Source organism: Nocardia sp. NPDC055002 (assembly GCF_053608825.1).
The window spans coordinates 79,324-95,563 of sequence record NZ_JBSGWE010000006.1 but is presented as its reverse complement, the minus strand read 5'-3'; the positions used below and the strand labels follow the sequence as shown (position 1 = coordinate 95,563).

Sequence of the window (16,240 nt, the reverse complement as noted above, 5' to 3'; positions counted from 1 at the left end):
TCCGATTATCTCGCAATTGCGGTCAGAAACTGGCCGCAATTGGTTCTACCTTGGGTTTCACAACACCGACAAGCAAAGGATCCGGACATGACCACGAGCACCCAGATCGACACCGAGCGCACCGACATCCTCGAGATGCTCGCCAAGCACCGGCACTTCCTGCGCTTCACTGTCCGCGACCTCACCGACGAGCAGGCGGGTCTGCGCACGACCGCCAGCGAGCTGTGCCTGGGCGGTCTGATCAAGCATGTGGCCGCGGTGGAAGCGAATTGGGCGGGTTTCATCCTCGACGGGCCCGCGGAAGCCCCCGATTTCTCCTCGATGACCGAGGAACAGATCGCGCAGTGGGGCGAGATCTTCCGGATGCTGCCCGGCGACACGCTCGAGGGCATCTTGGCCGAGTACGAGCGGGTGGCCGCACGCACCGACGAGCTCGTGCGCACCCTCCCGGATCTGAACGTGAGTCAGCCCCTGCCGGAGGCCCCGTGGTTCGAGCCCGGCGGACGCTGGACCGCCCGCCGCACGCTGATGCACATCATGACCGAGACCGCCCAGCACTCCGGGCACGCCGACATCATTCGTGAATCGCTGGACGGAGCGAAGTCGATGGGGTGATCTCGGCGAACAGGGACTCGGCCGCCGCACGGTGTTCGGTGGCGGCAGCCGGGTCCGTCGCGTCCAGAACGTCGGCGATGCCCTGGTGGGCTGTCGCCTCCTCGAAGCGGTGGCCCAGTCTCGGTGCCAGGGCCAGGGTTTCGCGGTAGAGGTCGAGGGCTTCCCCGGGCAGGCCCGCGAGACGGCAGGTTTCGGCGTAGCCGTTGAGGAAGTGGATCTTCCAGTGGTCTTCGAAAAGGGCGTCCAAGAGCGCGAACGCCTCTCGGTGGCCGGCGAGGGCTTCGTCGTAGCGACCCATTTCACGCAGCGCGACGCCCCGGCAGTTCAGGCACCACGCTTCGTTGTGTTTGTGGCCGTCCTCGCGAGCGAGGGCGAGGGCCTGATCGAGGTGTTCGAGGGCTTGCGCGGGTTCGTCTGCCGCGATCGCTACGCCGAGAGTGATCTGGGCCTGCAGCGAGGGATTGACCGCGGGGATCGCGAGGGCTTCGCGGGCGAGTTGGATGGCTTGTTCGCGGTGACCCAGTTGGAGCAGGGCCCAGGCTTCACTGGCGACGGCGTCGGCGGCGCTGGTCGGGCAGCCGCCGGTGGTGTAGAGGTCGCGGGCTTGGCGGAACAGCTCCAGCGGTTCTTCGATACTGCCTTCGTCCCAGCGCAATTGGGCGCAGCGCATCGTCAGTTCGGCTCGGGGTAGCGGGTCACCCACTTCGGCCACCAGGGGTGCGGCCGCGGCGTAGGCGGCGGCCGCTTCGGTCATCCGCCCGGCGTTGTACCGGGCGAAACCCAGGTCGCTGTGAGCTTCGGCGAGTTGGCGCGGGTCGCCCAGATTCTGTGCGGCGGTGAGAGATTGCTCGAAGAGGGCGTTGAGATGTGTGGTGCCGCACCGGCGGGCGAAGAACGCGCGCATGAAGCGCGGCAATTCGCAGACGTGGGTGTCGGCGCCGACTTCGACAGCGGCGTAGAACACGGCCATCAGGTTGGTGTACTCGGAGACGAACCAGAAGAACGCGGCATCACGGCCGGGGAACCGCGGCAGTTCGGCGGGCGGTGCGCCCGCCGAGACCGGGCGGGTCGGCGACAGGAACGGCATAGCGGCGTCGGCGGCAGCCGCGGTGTGCACGTAGTAGTCGAGGACGCGGTGTAGCGCGCGTTCGCGGTCGGCGGGGGTGTCGTGTTCGAAGGTGGCGGTGCGGGCGTGCTGGCGGACCAGGTCGTGGAGGCGATAGCGGCCGTCGGCCGGTTGCTGGACCAGGTGCGCGTCGAGGAGATCCTCGAGCATCGTGCGGGCACTGCGCAGCGAGACGTCGGCCACGGCGGCGGCGACGTAATCGGTGAACGTGGAGCCGGGGATCAGGCCGAGCAGCCGGAACAGGCGACGCTGGTCCCGGTTCAGCTGACGAACCGACATGCCGAAAGCGGTGTCGAATTCGCTAGCCCCCTCCGACATCCGCTCCACGAGAATGCCGACCGACCAACCCGGGCGATGACGGAGACGAGCGGCCGCGAGGCGCAACGCCAGCGGGAGGTTGCCGCACAGGCGCAGCACTTCGGCGGCCTGCTCGGGTTCCTTGGCGAGCCGTCCGAGGCGTGCGTCACCGCTGGCCCGCACCAGCAGCTCGGCGCTCTCCTCGGGAGTGAGCACATCGAGGGTCACCGGCGGGACCTCGTCGAGCTCGAGCAACCGGTTGCGGCTGGTGATGATGGCGACCGACTCGCCCGCACCGGGCAACAGCAGGCTGACCTGCGCGGCATCGGCGACATTGTCGAGCACGACGACAGCGCGCAATCGCGCCAGCTCCGAGCGCCAACAGGCCGCACGCAATTCGACGCCCCCGTCCTGCGGCACCCGCTCCGAGGGGACCTGCAACGCGGCCAGCAACGCGCGGAGGGCGGCGTCGGGGTCGAGCGGCTGACGTCCGTCGGTGAAGCCGTGGAGGTCGAGATACAGCTGAGCGTCAGGGTATTCGGCGGTGAGCTGATGCGCGGCGTGCACGGCCAGGGAGGTCTTCCCGACGCCTGCCATGCCGTCGATGGCGACCACGCGATCGGCACGGACGGCGGCGATCACCTCGGCCAGTGCCTGTTCGCGGCCGGTGAAGTCGGGCACGTCGCGGGGCAGGTCGTTGCGGGGCGGCGGTGGGGCGTCGGCCGGCGGGCTCGGCGGGGCCGGCTGGCGGCTGGTCTTCGGCGGGGCGGGCAGGGGGTTGTTGGCGCGCTCCCAGAGCGGACGCAGCGGGCGTGGATCGCGTTTGACCAGGCGGCACAGCTCGATGACCGCCGGCCACGGCGGGACGGTCTGGCCGCTGAGATAGCGCGAGAGCGAGGACGAGCTCAGGCCGGTGTCGCGGGCCAGGGCGCGCACGCCGCGGCCGGACAGTTCCTGAATCAGGCGCAGGCGCGAAGCGAGCTCGTCCTGCGGGTACGCCCGTGCCGTCTGCTGTTGCACAACCACCGTATTCCACTCCCGTTGTCCCGGCCCGGACCAGAAATCTCACGACCGACAAGCCGGTGGTCAGGGCCGTTTTCAGCTGTCCCACAGTGTCCCACAGCCATTCTGTTCCAGCGCCGGACGGGCTGTTATTGAGTCACACCGCAAGCAGCGGAGAAACACCGACAAGGAGAACGACATGCAGTCTCGGATGAAGAACCCCGCCATGGTCCTCACCGACGCGATGGGCCCCATCCAGCAGGTACTCAAGGCCGTGGAGACCGGCGGCGTGGACAGCGAGATCCTGGAGCTGGTACACCTGCGGGTCAGCCAGATCAACAATTGCAGCGCCTGCGTGCACGGCGGCACCACCACCGCACGCAAAGCGGGCGTCAGCGAAGACCGCCTCGCCACCGTGGTCGCCTGGCGCGAGACCCCCTTCTTCTCCGAGGAGGAGCGCGCCGCCCTCGAACTCGCCGAGGCCGCCACGCGGATGGCCGACCGTCCCGACGCGGTCACCGATGAGATCTGGGACAGCGCCGCCAGCTACTTCGACGAGAAGCAGCTCGCCTCGATCGTGCTGATGATCGGCGTCACCAACATGTTCAACCGGCTCAACGCCACCACCCGTCAGATCGCCGGCGCCTGGGGCTGAGGCCCCTCCTCTCGAAAGGAACAGAGACAATGTCTGCGAATCAGCAAGCGAGCAAGAGCAATGCACACGGCGGGTTCTCTCGCTGGATGCAGCACCGGATGAACGCGCGCATGAACCGCAAGATCCGGCGCGGCAAGGGCACTTTCATGGGGATGGACGTGCTGATCCTGCACACGGTCGGCCGCCGCAGTGGCCAGCCACGCGATACCCCGATCAGCTGGTTCCCCGGCGAGGACGACTCCTGGCTGCTGGTCGCCTCGGGCGGCAAGGACGGGCACCCCGACTGGTTCCTCAACCTGATGGGCAATCCCGATCAGGCGACCGTCCAGCTCCCCGACCACGACCCGGTCGCCGTGACGCCCCGGGTTCTCGACGGCGCCGAGCGGGCGACGGCCTGGGACCGCATCGCGGCCGCCCAGCCCCGCTACGACAAGTACCAGGCCAAGGCAGGCCGGGAGTACGCGGTCGTGCGGCTGGCGGCCACCGCTTGAACGCTCGTGTCCGGTTGCGCAACGAAACAGAGGGCCTGCCGAGGCATTTCAGACTTCTCGGCAGGCACGGGGAACCGAGCCCCCGACGAGGACGCCTCGGCACCGCCACCATCACCCACAGTCAGCGTCGACCTGGCCGAGCTGAATCAGGCGGGCAGCAGTCTGCCGATCACCTCGGCGAGCTGGGCGACATTGCGGCATTCGTGCATGGTGACGATGTCGGTGTAGTCCTCGGCGGCCGAGTCGCCGGTCGACCAGGAGCGCGACGGCTCCGGGTTGAGCCAGTAGACGGCCTTCGCTCGCTCGGTGATCGCTTGCAGCGCGGCCAGATTCGGATCGGTGCGGTTGGTGCGGGCGTCGCCGAGGATCAGGACGCACGTGCGGGGGCCGACGGCGTCGAGGTAGTGGTCGACGAAACCCTGGAGGACCTCGCCGTAATTGCTGGATCCGAACCGGGCGACGCCGCCTTCGCGCACGATGTTCTGCGCGAAGCCCGGCGGTGGCGGTTCGCCGGGGGTGAAGTACTGGGTGATCTCGGCACAGGTGTCGACGAAACCGAAGCTGCGGACCTTGCTGAACTGGTCCTGCAGCGCCTGCACCAATTGCAGCGTGAATTCGGCGAAACCGCTGACCGAGCCCGAAACATCGGCCAGCACAACGAGGTCGGGCCGACCACGCTTGCGAGCCCGCAGCACCGGATCGACCGGGACACCACCGGTGGCCATCGATCGGCGCAGGGTGCGGCGCAGATCGATCTGACCGCGCACCGCCTTCTTACGGCGCACCGCCAGCCGGGAGGCGAGCTTGCGGGCCAGCGGGTGCACCAGGCGGCGCATTTCGGCGAGGTCCTGTTCGCGAGCGCCGAGGAAATCCGTTCGGTCCGCGGAGTTCTCGACGCCGCGCCGGGCGATGTAGTCGGTGCCGCGCAGTTCGGCCGAACGCAGCCGTGCTTCGGTTTGCACAGCGGTGCGGAACTGGTCGACGCGGCGACGGGCCTCGATGGTACGCACTGCGGTATCGAACTGCCCTGAGCCACCCATGGTTTGGGCGAGTTGCTCGGAAATCTCATCCGGGCGTAGCGATTTCATCGTCAGGTAAGAGGACCAGCCGGCGCCGGAAGCCTGGGTGACCCGGCCCGCGCTCTCCCCCGCACCGCCGTAGGCACCGAAGGTGTCGAGCGCTTCGCGGGCCAGCTCGGCGGTGTCCTCACCCTGGACGAGGGTGGCCATCAGACGCTCGCGCAGGTCCTCGGCGCTCTCGCTCGGGCGCACGGGTGGCAGCGAGACGCCGAGGAAGTACAGGTCGAAGAGTTGGTCGAAGACCTTGCGTTGGCCGTTGCGGCGCAGCAGGCAGGCGGCCAGACCCGAGCGCAGGACGCGGGGGTCGGTGGTGCCGAGGGCTACGACCGCCGCGGCCGCGTCGATGGTTTCGCTGGGGCCCGCGTGAATGTTGTGCTCGCGCAGCAGGGTGACGAAATCGACGAGCCGAGCGCTGGTGGGCGCGAAGCGCGAATCCGTTGCCGCGACAGGCGCCGAGCCGCCGAGGTCATCGCGGCTCGTCACCGCACACTGCCGTCCGTCTGGTCGTCGAGACCGAGGCGGTCGATCGCCACGCGATGGTCCGACTGATACTTCAGCAGGACTCCGAGTGTCGAGCGGACCACGCCGCCGGTCAGCGACCGCGTCCCCAACGCGACCAGAGTTCTCGCCCAGTCGACAGTTTCGGCGATCGAGGGTGCTTTGCGCAGCGAGAGCTGCCGCAGCGCACTCACCGTCGCCACCACTGGTTCGGCCAGCGCCGCATCGAGCTCGGGGACTTTGAGCGCGACGATAGCCTTCTCCAATTCCGCTGTCGGATAGTCGATATGGAGATACAGGCAGCGGCGCTTCAACGCTTCGGACAGGTCGCGGTGGGCGTTGGAGGTGAGGATGACGAAGGGCTTGCGGACGGCGGTGACCGTGCCGAGCTCGGGGATGCTCACCTGGAAGTCGCCGAGGACTTCCAGCAACAGACCCTCGAGTTCCACGTCGGCCTTGTCGAGCTCGTCGATGAGCAGCACCGTGGGGTCGGGATTGCGGATCGCCGCCAGCAGCGGGCGGGCGAGCAGGAACTCCTCGGTGAACACGTGGTCGCGGGTGCTGTCCCAGTCCTCGCCGGACGTGGCGGTGATGCGAAGCAGCTGCTTGGCGTGGTTCCACTCGTACAGGGCACGGGCCTCGTCGACGCCCTCGTAGCACTGCAGACGGATGAGCTCGGCACTCACCGCGGCGGCGATCGCCTTGGCGAGCTCGGTCTTGCCGACACCGGCGGGACCCTCGATCAGCAGCGGTTTACCGAGGCGATCGGCGAGGAAGACCGCGGTCGCGATATCGAGGGACGGCAGGTAACCGGCAGCCGTCAGCCGGTCGGTCACCTGGTCCACCGAGGAAAAGAAGTTACTCATCGGTAATGAGTGTATCGAGTGTTGCCGAGATGGCGGCGACGCGAGCCCCCGTAGCTCCGACGCTGCCGGTTCGGCCTCAGTACGGGTTGTCGGCCACCGCTACCCGACCGTCCTTGATCGCGGCCTGTAGCAGGCGGTAGTCGGCCATGCTCTGATCCGAATACGACATCGCGAAATCGCTCAGAGCCGTGTCGAACTTCTCGCTGCCGCCGATGTAGGCGTCGATGGCCAGCGGATCACCGGAGCGGCAGTGGGCACGAGCCAGCACGCCACCGCAGACGGCGCCATAGTTGGACAGTTGCCGGTGGGTCAGATTGTCGATATCGACGGAGCCCTTCATGTCGCGGAACTGACGCCAGTAGTGATGCACGCCCTCGGGGCCGGTGGCCCAGCCGAGGAAGATGTCGCTCGACGCCTGCATCAAGCGCTGACCGGCGACGACACGATGTCCCTGGTGCTTGTACCGGCTCGCCTTCTGATACGGCGCCAGCACCGACGTGTCGGCCTCCTTCAACTGCAGGAACAGCGGAGCGCCGGACTCCTTGTCCATCAGCAGCGCGATGAAGCACCGGGTACCGACACTGCCGACCCCGACGACCTTCACGGCGGCCTCGACGAAGGCGTAACGGTTGAGCAGCACGCGCATGTGATCGGGCAGGGTGCGCCGGTATTCGGCGAACAGCGCCGTGACGGTCGCCGCGTCAGGGGTGGTGATGGGTACCAGCAGCGGCGGCTGATTCTTGATCCGCGGAATGCCGTCGGCATCGGGTTCGGTGAGTTTGTCCAGTGCCTGCAGGCTGGTGCGCTTCTTGGCCGCGGCGATCGTCTTCTCGGCCAGCTTGCGGCCCTTCTTCTTCTGGACCAGCTCGAGGACCATGTCGGAGTCGACGCGGTCGTACCAGATCTCGAGACTGTCCTGCTCTGTCATCGCCTCGATGCCCTCGCGATAGCCGCGGGCGGTCGCCTCCGCCGCCGATGCCGCGTCCTCATCGGAACAGCCGTTGTTGAGCGCCGCGACCGTGACACTGGCGACCAGGCGTTTGACGTCCCACTCGAACGGGCCGGGCAGCGTCTCGTCGAAGTCGTTCACATCGAACACGAGATTGCGTTCAGGAGTGCCGAAGAGCCCGAAGTTCGACAGGTGCGCGTCGCCGCAGAGTTGCACGATGAGCCCGGTATCGGGACCGGATCCGAGGTCATTGGCCATGATCGCCGCGGCACCCCGCAGAAAGGTGAACGGCGACACCGCCATTCGCGCCATCCGGATCGGCACCAGACTCGGCACCCGCTTCGCGTTCTGCTTCAGCAGAATCGCCACCGGGTCCTCCCTGCCCGGCTCCGGTTTCCACTCCCCCATCGCGGTACGAGAAACCCGCTTCCGCGCCGCTTTACCGACCTCCGCCGCCTGCCGATCGAAATCCTCAACCGTCGTCATCGAGCAAGTCTCGCGCTACCGAGCCATCACAGCAAGGACCAGCGGGTAACCATGCGGTGACAGAGTGCGTCACCGCCCAGCAAACACGATCAACTCATCGAGCAAGGGGCGGGTGGCGCTACAGACCAAGCCGCCTGCGCCACTCGTCGACTCGGCGGACGAGCTCCTGCCACCAGGTCAGATGCGGGTCCGGTGGTGGAGTCGGCCAAGGCTCGGGCGTCGGTTCGGGGTCGGGTGGCGGGACGAGCACCTTCCGGCGAATCCCGGTGCAGGTGAACTGGGTCGCCCGATAGGGATTCCCGTTCTCCGCCCACTCGGAGACGATGAGGGTGAACTTGCCGTCCTCGAGCCTGCTGTAGGGGTGTACGTAGCCGCCGTACAGGCGCGGGACGGTGTCGACACCGCGCGGCATCCCGGTGATCGGCCGGTGGGTGTGGGTCGTGATCCAGTTCGTGTTGTCGATGCGGTCGCCGACCTTGACGAAGATCGAGTAGTCCCCCGCGTCGAATCCGGAGATCACCGCCCTGTTCTCGACATAGCGCAGACAGATCTCGCCGAATTGCCAACCGGGCAGGATCGGCGTGGGCTCACGGTTCCAGGCCCAGTTGTCGCCGTCCCAGCCCCAGCCCTGCCAGGCGTGCGGATCGGACAGGCCTTCGACCGTCGCGCGCCACAGCAGCATGTCCTTGTTCCTGGCCAGGCCGCCGGTGGAGATGATGTGCACCCAGTCGCTGTGCGGGTCCTTGGCCCAGGAGATCATGACCCGCTTGCCGGCGAAGGCCCCGCACCAGAACTTCGACCCGCTGCGCGCCCAGGTGACACCGCTGTCGTCGGATGTCCATACCTCGCACCACTTCTCGTTGCCCAGGCCCTGGGTGTACATGACCCACAGGTAGATCCGGCCGTCGACGGTCATCGCGTCGCACGGCAGGACGGTGGAGTACTCGGCGTTGTCGTGCTGGTAATCCCACAGCTGGCGGCCGTCGGTGCCCGGCGCGGTGTCCATGACGATCGGCTCGGCGGGGTCGCGCGCAGATGTGCGCGTGATGACGGGGGAACGCCAGTTCCCGATGCCGCCCATCGGTGGGCCGAACGGGCCGTCCCCGGAGAACGAGTCGCCCCAGATGAAGCCGACATCGCCGTTGGGCAGCTCGAACGGAATCGCGAGATCGCCGCCGCCGAGGTCAGCCGACGGCACAGGGTTCAGATCCGTGACGCGGATGACACACCCACCCCGGTCGGCTCGAACCAAAATCGTTGGGCTGGTTTCGCTTCCGTCACGCCACCAAGTTACGTCAGAATGCCGAAAGGCCCGCTCGCACGTGGCGAACGGGCCCTTCGAGACGCGGTGAAACCTTACGCGGTTTCGGTGATCGGGCGGTCGACCCAGCTCATCAGGCCGCGCAGCTTGGCGCCGGTGACCTCGATGGGGTGCTCGGCGTTCTCCTTGCGCAGACCCTCGAGCTCCTTGTTGCCGCCTTCGACGTTGGCGACGAGGCGCTTGACGAAGGTGCCGTCCTGGATGTCGGTCAGGATCGCCTTCATGCGCTCCTTGGTGCCGGCGTCGATGACGCGCGGGCCCGACAGGTAGCCACCGAACTCGGCGGTGTCGGAGACCGAGTAGTTCATGCGGGCGATGCCGCCCTCGTACATCAGGTCGACGATCAGCTTGAGCTCGTGCAGGACCTCGAAGTAGGCCATCTCGGGGGCGTAGCCCGCCTCGACCATGACCTCGAAACCGATCTTGACCAGTTCCTCGGTGCCACCGCAGAGCACGGCCTGCTCACCGAAGAGGTCGGTCTCGGTCTCTTCCTTGAAGGTGGTCTTGATGACGCCGGCGCGGGTGCCGCCGATGCCCTTGGCGTAGGACAGCGCCAGGGCCTGGCCCTCGCCGGTCGGGTCCTGATCGACAGCGATCAGAGCCGGAACGCCCTTGCCGTCGACGAACTGACGACGCACCAGGTGGCCGGGGCCCTTCGGGGCGACCATCGCGACGGTGACGCCGGCCGGAGCCTTGACGAGACCGAAGTGGATGTTGAGGCCGTGGCCGAAGAACAGCGCGTCGCCGTCCTTCAGGTTGGGCTCGATGTCGTTGGTGAAGATCGACGCCTGCGCGGTGTCGGGGGCGAGCACCATGATCACGTCGGCCCAGGCGGAGACCTCGGCGGGGGTGCCGACGGTCAGACCGGCCTCTTCGGCCTTCGGGCGAGACTTCGAACCCTCGGCCAGGCCGACGCGGACGTCGACACCGGAGTCGCGCAGGCTCAGCGAGTGCGCGTGGCCCTGGCTGCCGTAACCGATCACGGCGACCTTGCGGCCCTGGATGATCGACAGGTCAGCGTCGTCGTCGTAGAACATCTCGACTGCCACTTTGGTTGGTCCCTTCTGAATGAATGCGGTTAGGAAAAGTTATCGCGGAGGTTGCTGAGGGAGGTTCAGCGGGTCGCGGTGATCGATTTGGGGCCGCGGCCGACGGCCACGACACCGGACTGCACGATCTCGCGGATCCCGTACGGCTCGACCATGCGCAGCAGCGCGTCGAGCTTGGAGCGGGTGCCGGTCGCCTCGATGGTCAGCGCGTCGGGCGACACGTCGATCACCTTGGCGCGGAACAACTGCACGGCCTCGATCACCTGCGTGCGCACCGACGCGTCGGCCCGCACCTTCACCAGGATCAGCTCGCGGGCCACCGAGGCGTCGGCGTCCTGCTCCACGATCTTGATGACGTTGATCAGCTTGTTGAGCTGCTTGGTGACCTGCTCGAGCGGCAGATCATCGACGGTCACGACGATCGTCATACGCGAGATCTCGGGGATCTCGGTGCCACCGACGGCCAGGGATTCGATATTGAAGCCACGGCGCGAGAACAGGCTCGCGACTCGCGCCAGCACGCCCGGCTTGTCCTCGACAAGGACGCTCAGGGTGTGGGTGGTGCTCATTCGTCGTCGCCCTTCTCGGAGGTGGCCTGCTCGCGTTCCATCGCCTCGTGGATGACGGCCGGTTCGGAGACCGACTCGTCCTCGTCGAAGAGCGGACGGATACCGCGGGCGAACATGATCTCGTCGTTGCTGGTGCCCGAGGCGACCATCGGCCACACCTGGGCGTCCTTGCCGACGATGAAGTCGATCACGACCGGGCGGTCGGTGATGGCCTGGGCCTGGCGGATCGCGTCCTCGACCTCGGACTCCTTCTCCACCCGGATGCCGACGCAGCCCAGCGCCTCGGCCAGCTTCACGAAATCGGGGATGCGCAGGGAATGCGTGCCGAGATCGGTGTTGGAGTAGCGCTGTTCGTAGAACAGGGTCTGCCACTGGCGGACCATGCCCAGGTTGCCGTTGTTGATCAGGGCGACCTTGATCGGCACGCCTTCGATCGCGCAGGTGGCCAGTTCCTGGTTGGTCATCTGGAAGCAGCCGTCACCGTCGACCGCCCAGACTTCCTTGTCCGGCGCGCCCATCTTGGCGCCCATCGCGGCGGGCACCGAGTAGCCCATGGTGCCGAGACCGCCCGAGTTGAGCCAGGTGCGCGGGTTCTCGTACTTGATGAACTGCGCGGCCCACATCTGGTGCTGGCCGACGCCGGCGCAGTAGATGGCCTCGGGGCCCGCGAGACGACCGAGGGTCTCGATGACGTACTCCGGCGAGACCGAGCCGTCGCTGGGCGTCTTCCAGCCCAGCGGGTAGTTCTCGCGGATGCCACTGAGGTAGGCCCACCATTCGGTGAGGTTCAGCAGCGGTGCGTCACCGGCCTGCGGATCGGCCTTGAGGGTCTCGATCAGCTCGACGATCACCTCACGCGCGTCGCCCACGATCGGGACGTCGGCGTGGCGGTTCTTGCCGATCTCGGCCGGGTCGATGTCGGCGTGGATGACCTTCGCGTCGGGTGCGAAGGAGTCCAGCTGACCGGTGACGCGGTCGTCGAAACGGGCGCCGAGGGTGATCAGCAGGTCCGACTTCTGCAGCGCGGCGACGGCACCGACGGTGCCGTGCATGCCGGGCATGCCCATGTTCAGGGTGTGGCTGTCGGGGAACGCGCCCCGCGCCATCAGCGTGGTGACCACCGGGATGCCGGTGAGTTCGGCCAGCTCGAGCAGTTCCGGCGAGGCGTCGGACTTGATGACGCCGCCACCGACGTAGAGCACCGGCTGCTTGGACTCCAGGATCATCCTGGCGGCCTCGCGCACCTGCTTGCCGTGCGGCTTGGTGACCGGACGGTAGCCGGGCAGACGCATCTCCGGCGGCCACGAGAACGTGGTCTGGGCCTGCAGCGCGTCCTTGGTGATGTCGACCAGGACCGCGCCGGGGCGACCCGAGGCAGCGAGGTAGAACGCCTCGGCCAGGGTGCGCGGGATCTCGGCGGCGTCCTTGACCAGGAAGTTGTGCTTGGTGATCGGCATCGTGATGCCCGAGATGTCGGCTTCCTGGAACGCGTCGGTGCCGACCAGGCTCGACGGCACCTGACCGGTGATCGCCACGATCGGGACCGAGTCCATCTGGGCGTCGGCCAGCGGGGTCACCAGGTTGGTCGCGCCGGGACCGGATGTGGCCATACACACACCGACCTTGCCCGAGGCCTGCGCGTAACCGGTCGCCGCGTGACCGGCGCCCTGCTCGTGCCGGACCAGGACATGGCGGACCTTCTTCGAGTCGAACAGCGGGTCGTAGACAGGAAGGACCGCGCCGCCGGGAATGCCGAATACCGTGTCGACGTCGAGCTCTTCGAGGGAGCGAACCACCGACTGGGCGCCGGTCACGCGCTCGGGCGCGACCTGGCGGCGGGTGGGGTTGGTCGCCGGGCTACCAGGGGTAGCTGAAGGCGCTGACCTGCGGGCCGATGGCCCGGGTCGTGCGGTTGGTGCACTCACCGTCTTCGTTCCTCACTGTCTCGTTCTGACTCGGACTGACCCGACAGGGCCGCTGGCATTCGCCCGAACACAAAAAAGCCCCCGCCCAGCGCATGGCTGTTCGAGGGTGGCGCGTCGCAAACGCGAGCTGACGTATTGACTAGGTGTCAGGCTCAGCGCTGGACGCGCCGGCCGATTACGAGCTCGTTTCGAATCACGCATACGACGTTAGGCGCGCGTAGTGCGTCGAGTCAAACAGGCTTTCCGCTCCGGTCCCATTCTGTGGGACTCGAGTGGTTGCGTGGGTCCGTGTACCAAGATGCGAGGATAGGAGGGTGTCATCACCGCATCAGTCCGTGCCACCGGCTAAATCGTCCCACACCACCGACGAGGGAACCGATACGGGTCGCCCGTCGCGACCCGGCGGCCTGCGCTCGGCCAGTCCGGGGCGGCTCGCGGCGATCGGCGCGGTGGTGCTGGCCTACCTGGCCTTCGTCGTCGTCGGCACCGTGCAGGACTGGTCGCTGGGGGTGCGGATCGGGCTGATCGTGCCCGTCGCGGTGGTCGTCTGGCTGCTGGTGCCGCGCCGGACGAACACGCCGACGCCGGGTGTGCACGTGATCGGCGTTCCCCGCCTGGCCTATATCGGCGTGCTGGTGTTGGCGTTCTGCGTGTTCTTCCCGTTCGTCGGGTGGCCGGCCGTACTGTGGCCGCTGCTGCTGGCCCCGGTGATCGCGGTGTGGTGGGTGGTGCGCACGCACACGACCGTGTCCGAGACCGGGCTGGATCTGAGCTCGATGACCAGCACGAAGCACCTCGACTGGGCGCGGATCAAAGGGATCAGCATTCCCAAGCGCGGCGCTGTGCGCGCCCGACTCGACGACGAATCCGAGGTGAAGCTGCCTGCCGTCGGATACGACCGGTTGCGGGAGCTGATCGAAGCGTCCGGCGGGCGACTGCCCGATGTGTTCGCTGCCGCCGAGGCGGCCGAGGCCGAACGCCTTGCTGCCGAGCGGGCCGCGGCGAAGGCGGAATCCGACGCGAAGACCGAGCCCGAAACGAAGGCGCCGTCGGAGTCGAAGGACGAGCCGGAGTCCGAGCGATAACGACCGGCACTGTGGGAATCAGCACGTCGGGAATCAGCGGGTGGGCGGCGGCCTTGTACCGGTAAGCTGACGGCAGCCGGGCAACCCCGCGCCGACGGCACCACCGCGGCGACACCTCACGGAGCGACACTCCCGCCTCGAGCCCCGGTTCCCGCTCCCCAGCACGCCACCACCGGCGCGATGCGACCATCGCTCGCCGGAGTAACGTGAAGGGCTGCCGGACGCACCGCGATCGCGCACGTGCCACGCAGGTCAGCCCCCTGCGCGCACGCTCGCCACGCACCCAGCGACATCACGAGGACTTCCATGCCACCGCTTCGCTCACGCACCACCACCATCGGCCGCAATGCTGCGGGCGCGCGCTCACTCTGGCGCGCGACCGGCATGACCGATTCCGATTTCGGTAAGCCGATCATCGCGATCGCGAACTCCTACACCCAGTTCGTGCCCGGTCACGTGCACCTCAAGAACATGGGCGAGATCGTCGCCGAGGCCGTGGCCGCCGCCGGTGGCATCGCACGCGAGTTCCACACCATCGCCGTCGACGACGGCATCGCCATGGGTCACGGCGGCATGCTCTACTCGCTGCCCTCGCGCGAGATCATCGCCGACTCCGTGGAGTACATGGCCAACGCCCACACCGCCGACGCGCTGGTGTGTATCTCCAACTGCGACAAGATCACTCCCGGCATGCTCAACGCCGCGATGCGTCTCAACATCCCCGCCGTGTTCGTCTCCGGTGGGCCGATGGAGGCCGGTAAGGCCGTGGTCGTCGACGGTGTCGCGCAGGCGCCGCTCGACCTGGTCAGCGCGATCTCCGCGAGCGCGAACCAGGCCGTGTCCGACGAGGGCCTCGACGAGGTCGAGCGCTCCGCGTGCCCGACCTGCGGTTCGTGTTCGGGCATGTTCACCGCGAACTCGATGAACTGCCTGACCGAGGCGCTCGGCCTCGCTCTGCCGGGCAACGGTTCCACCCTCGCCACCCACTCCGCGCGCCGTGCGCTGTTCGAGCGGGCCGGCACGGTGATCGTCGATATCGCCAAGCGCTGGTACCAGGACGACGACGCCTCGGTGCTGCCCCGCAACGTGGCCAACGCCAAGGCTTTCCGCAACGCGATGGCCCTCGACGTCGCCATGGGCGGCTCGACCAACACCGTGCTGCACACCCTCGCCGCCGCGCAGGAAGGCGAGATCGACTTCGACCTGCAGACCATCGACGACATCAGCCGCAAGGTGCCGTGCCTGTCGAAGGTGTCGCCGAACTCGGATTACCACATGGAAGACGTGCACCGCGCCGGTGGCATCCCCGCCATCCTCGGTGAACTGCGTCGCGGCGGCCTGCTCGAGACCGACGTCACCACCGTGCACACCGCCGACTACGAGGAATTCCTCGACACCTGGGATATCCGCTCGGGCAAGGCATCCGACGAGGCGCTCGAACTGTTCCACGCCGCCCCCGGTGGCGTGCGCACGGTCGAACCGTTCTCCACCAGCAACCGCTGGTCCTCGCTCGACACCGATGCCGCCGGTGGCTGCATCCGCGACGTCGAGAACGCCTACACCGTCGAGGGTGGGCTGTGCGTACTGCGCGGCAACATCGCTCCCGACGGCGCGATTCTCAAGACCGCCGGCATCGACGAAGACCTGTTCACCTTCGAAGGCCCGGCCGTGGTGGTCGAGTCGCAGGAGGACGCGGTGTCGATGATTCTCGGTAAGAAGATCCAGCCCGGTGACGTGGTCGTCATCCGGTACGAAGGCCCAGCAGGCGGTCCCGGCATGCAGGAGATGCTGCACCCGACCTCGTTCCTCAAGGGCCTCGGTCTCGGCAAGGTGTGTGCGCTGATCACCGACGGCCGCTTCTCGGGTGGTACCTCGGGGCTGTCGATCGGCCACATCTCCCCCGAGGCCGCCTCGGGCGGTGCCATCGGCCTGATCGAGAACGGCGACCGCATCCGCATCGATGTGCACACCCGCGCGCTGGAAGTGCTTGTCTCCGACGAGGTCATGGCCGAACGCCGCGCGAAGATGGAAGCCTCGGAGCGCCCGTGGCAGCCCGTCAACCGCGACCGCACGGTCACCACCGCCCTGCGTGCCTACGCGGCGCTCGCCACGTCGGCGGACAAAGGTGCCGTTCGTCAGGTGCTGTAGCCGCCTCCCCGCGTATTCAGGCCAGATTCAGGCTCGCCGCCCGCGCGTGGAGCGTCCCGCCCGGAACCGCGTAACGGCG

The 16,240-nt window shown here is 67.6% G+C and carries 13 protein-coding genes; 5 read left to right on the top strand and 8 right to left on the bottom strand.

Translation table 11 applies throughout. The annotated features are described in order from the left end of the window. Positions 1 to 87: 87 nt before the first annotated feature. Positions 88 to 615 (top strand): DinB family protein, encoded by a 528-nt coding sequence (locus ACWF99_RS24045; RefSeq protein ID WP_452537458.1) that lies wholly within the window; start codon positions 88 to 90, stop codon positions 613 to 615. Here ACWF99_RS24045 and ACWF99_RS24040 read toward each other — a convergent pair. Beyond that, a complete protein-coding gene (locus ACWF99_RS24040) occupies positions 575 to 3,064 on the bottom strand; it encodes a tetratricopeptide repeat protein (RefSeq protein WP_452537457.1) in 2,490 nt (829 codons plus the stop codon). The genes ACWF99_RS24045 and ACWF99_RS24040 overlap by 41 nt on opposite strands. Positions 3,065 to 3,239: 175 nt before the next feature. On the opposite strand from ACWF99_RS24040, the gene ACWF99_RS24035 reads away from it, so the two are divergent. After that, complete coding sequence (locus ACWF99_RS24035) at positions 3,240 to 3,695, top strand: carboxymuconolactone decarboxylase family protein (RefSeq protein WP_378626269.1); 456 nt, start codon at positions 3,240 to 3,242, stop codon at positions 3,693 to 3,695. Positions 3,696 to 3,724: 29 nt separating this feature from the next. Beyond that, positions 3,725 to 4,186 carry a nitroreductase family deazaflavin-dependent oxidoreductase gene (locus ACWF99_RS24030; protein ID WP_452537456.1) on the top strand — a complete coding sequence of 154 codons (462 nt, stop codon included), beginning with the start codon at positions 3,725 to 3,727 and terminating at the stop codon, positions 4,184 to 4,186. A 146-nt stretch (positions 4,187 to 4,332) separates the two neighbouring features. On the opposite strand, the gene ACWF99_RS24025 is transcribed toward ACWF99_RS24030, so the two are convergent. The 7 genes from ACWF99_RS24025 to ACWF99_RS23995 form a co-directional block, all read right to left on the bottom strand. Further along, on the bottom strand, positions 4,333 to 5,748 hold the full coding sequence (locus ACWF99_RS24025; RefSeq protein ID WP_452537455.1) for a vWA domain-containing protein: 1,416 nt from the start codon (positions 5,746 to 5,748) through the stop codon (positions 4,333 to 4,335). Next, complete coding sequence (locus ACWF99_RS24020) at positions 5,745 to 6,629, bottom strand: AAA family ATPase (protein WP_378626264.1); 885 nt, start codon at positions 6,627 to 6,629, stop codon at positions 5,745 to 5,747. Before ACWF99_RS24020 ends, ACWF99_RS24025 begins: the two co-directional genes overlap by 4 nt. Positions 6,630 to 6,705: 76 nt before the next feature. Continuing rightward, positions 6,706 to 8,064, bottom strand: a complete 1,359-nt coding sequence (locus ACWF99_RS24015; RefSeq protein ID WP_378626262.1) for a DUF2252 domain-containing protein — start codon at positions 8,062 to 8,064, stop codon at positions 6,706 to 6,708. 118 nt (positions 8,065 to 8,182) lie between these two features. Continuing rightward, positions 8,183 to 9,262, bottom strand: coding sequence for a DUF4185 domain-containing protein (locus tag ACWF99_RS24010; RefSeq protein ID WP_452537454.1), 1,080 nt, complete (start codon positions 9,260 to 9,262; stop codon positions 8,183 to 8,185). A gap of 158 nt (positions 9,263 to 9,420) precedes the next feature. Beyond that, positions 9,421 to 10,422 (bottom strand): ketol-acid reductoisomerase, encoded by a 1,002-nt coding sequence (gene ilvC / locus ACWF99_RS24005; RefSeq protein ID WP_174551969.1) that lies wholly within the window; start codon positions 10,420 to 10,422, stop codon positions 9,421 to 9,423. A 77-nt stretch (positions 10,423 to 10,499) separates the two neighbouring features. Next, on the bottom strand, positions 10,500 to 11,003 hold the full coding sequence (gene ilvN / locus ACWF99_RS24000; RefSeq protein ID WP_019048314.1) for an acetolactate synthase small subunit: 504 nt from the start codon (positions 11,001 to 11,003) through the stop codon (positions 10,500 to 10,502). Next, the gene (locus tag ACWF99_RS23995) at positions 11,000 to 12,928 is read right to left on the bottom strand and encodes an acetolactate synthase large subunit (RefSeq protein WP_378626246.1); all 1,929 of its coding nucleotides are present in this window, start codon (positions 12,926 to 12,928) and stop codon (positions 11,000 to 11,002) included. Before ACWF99_RS23995 ends, ilvN begins: the two co-directional genes overlap by 4 nt. Before the next feature lie 314 nt (positions 12,929 to 13,242). On the opposite strand from ACWF99_RS23995, the gene ACWF99_RS23990 reads away from it, so the two are divergent. After that, the gene (locus ACWF99_RS23990) at positions 13,243 to 14,013 is read left to right on the top strand and encodes a PH domain-containing protein (RefSeq protein WP_378654930.1); all 771 of its coding nucleotides are present in this window, start codon (positions 13,243 to 13,245) and stop codon (positions 14,011 to 14,013) included. A gap of 306 nt (positions 14,014 to 14,319) precedes the next feature. Further along, complete coding sequence (gene ilvD / locus ACWF99_RS23985) at positions 14,320 to 16,161, top strand: dihydroxy-acid dehydratase (RefSeq protein ID WP_378654927.1); 1,842 nt, start codon at positions 14,320 to 14,322, stop codon at positions 16,159 to 16,161. Positions 16,162 to 16,240 lie beyond the last annotated feature (79 nt).

Excerpts from the sequence above, each read along its gene's own strand:
- ACWF99_RS24045 (WP_452537458.1), top strand. The coding sequence starts at position 88 with ATGACCACGAGCACCCAGATCGACACCGAGCGCACCGACATCCTCGAG.
- ACWF99_RS24035 (WP_378626269.1), top strand. The coding sequence starts at position 3,240 with ATGCAGTCTCGGATGAAGAACCCCGCCATGGTCCTCACCGACGCGATG.
- ACWF99_RS24030 (WP_452537456.1), top strand. The coding sequence starts at position 3,725 with ATGTCTGCGAATCAGCAAGCGAGCAAGAGCAATGCACACGGCGGGTTC.
- ACWF99_RS24020 (WP_378626264.1), bottom strand. The coding sequence starts at position 6,629 with ATGAGTAACTTCTTTTCCTCGGTGGACCAGGTGACCGACCGGCTGACG.
- ACWF99_RS24015 (WP_378626262.1), bottom strand. The coding sequence starts at position 8,064 with ATGACGACGGTTGAGGATTTCGATCGGCAGGCGGCGGAGGTCGGTAAA.
- ilvC (WP_174551969.1), bottom strand. The coding sequence starts at position 10,422 with ATGTTCTACGACGACGACGCTGACCTGTCGATCATCCAGGGCCGCAAG.
- ilvN (WP_019048314.1), bottom strand. The coding sequence starts at position 11,003 with ATGAGCACCACCCACACCCTGAGCGTCCTTGTCGAGGACAAGCCGGGC.
- ilvD (WP_378654927.1), top strand. The coding sequence starts at position 14,320 with ATGCCACCGCTTCGCTCACGCACCACCACCATCGGCCGCAATGCTGCG.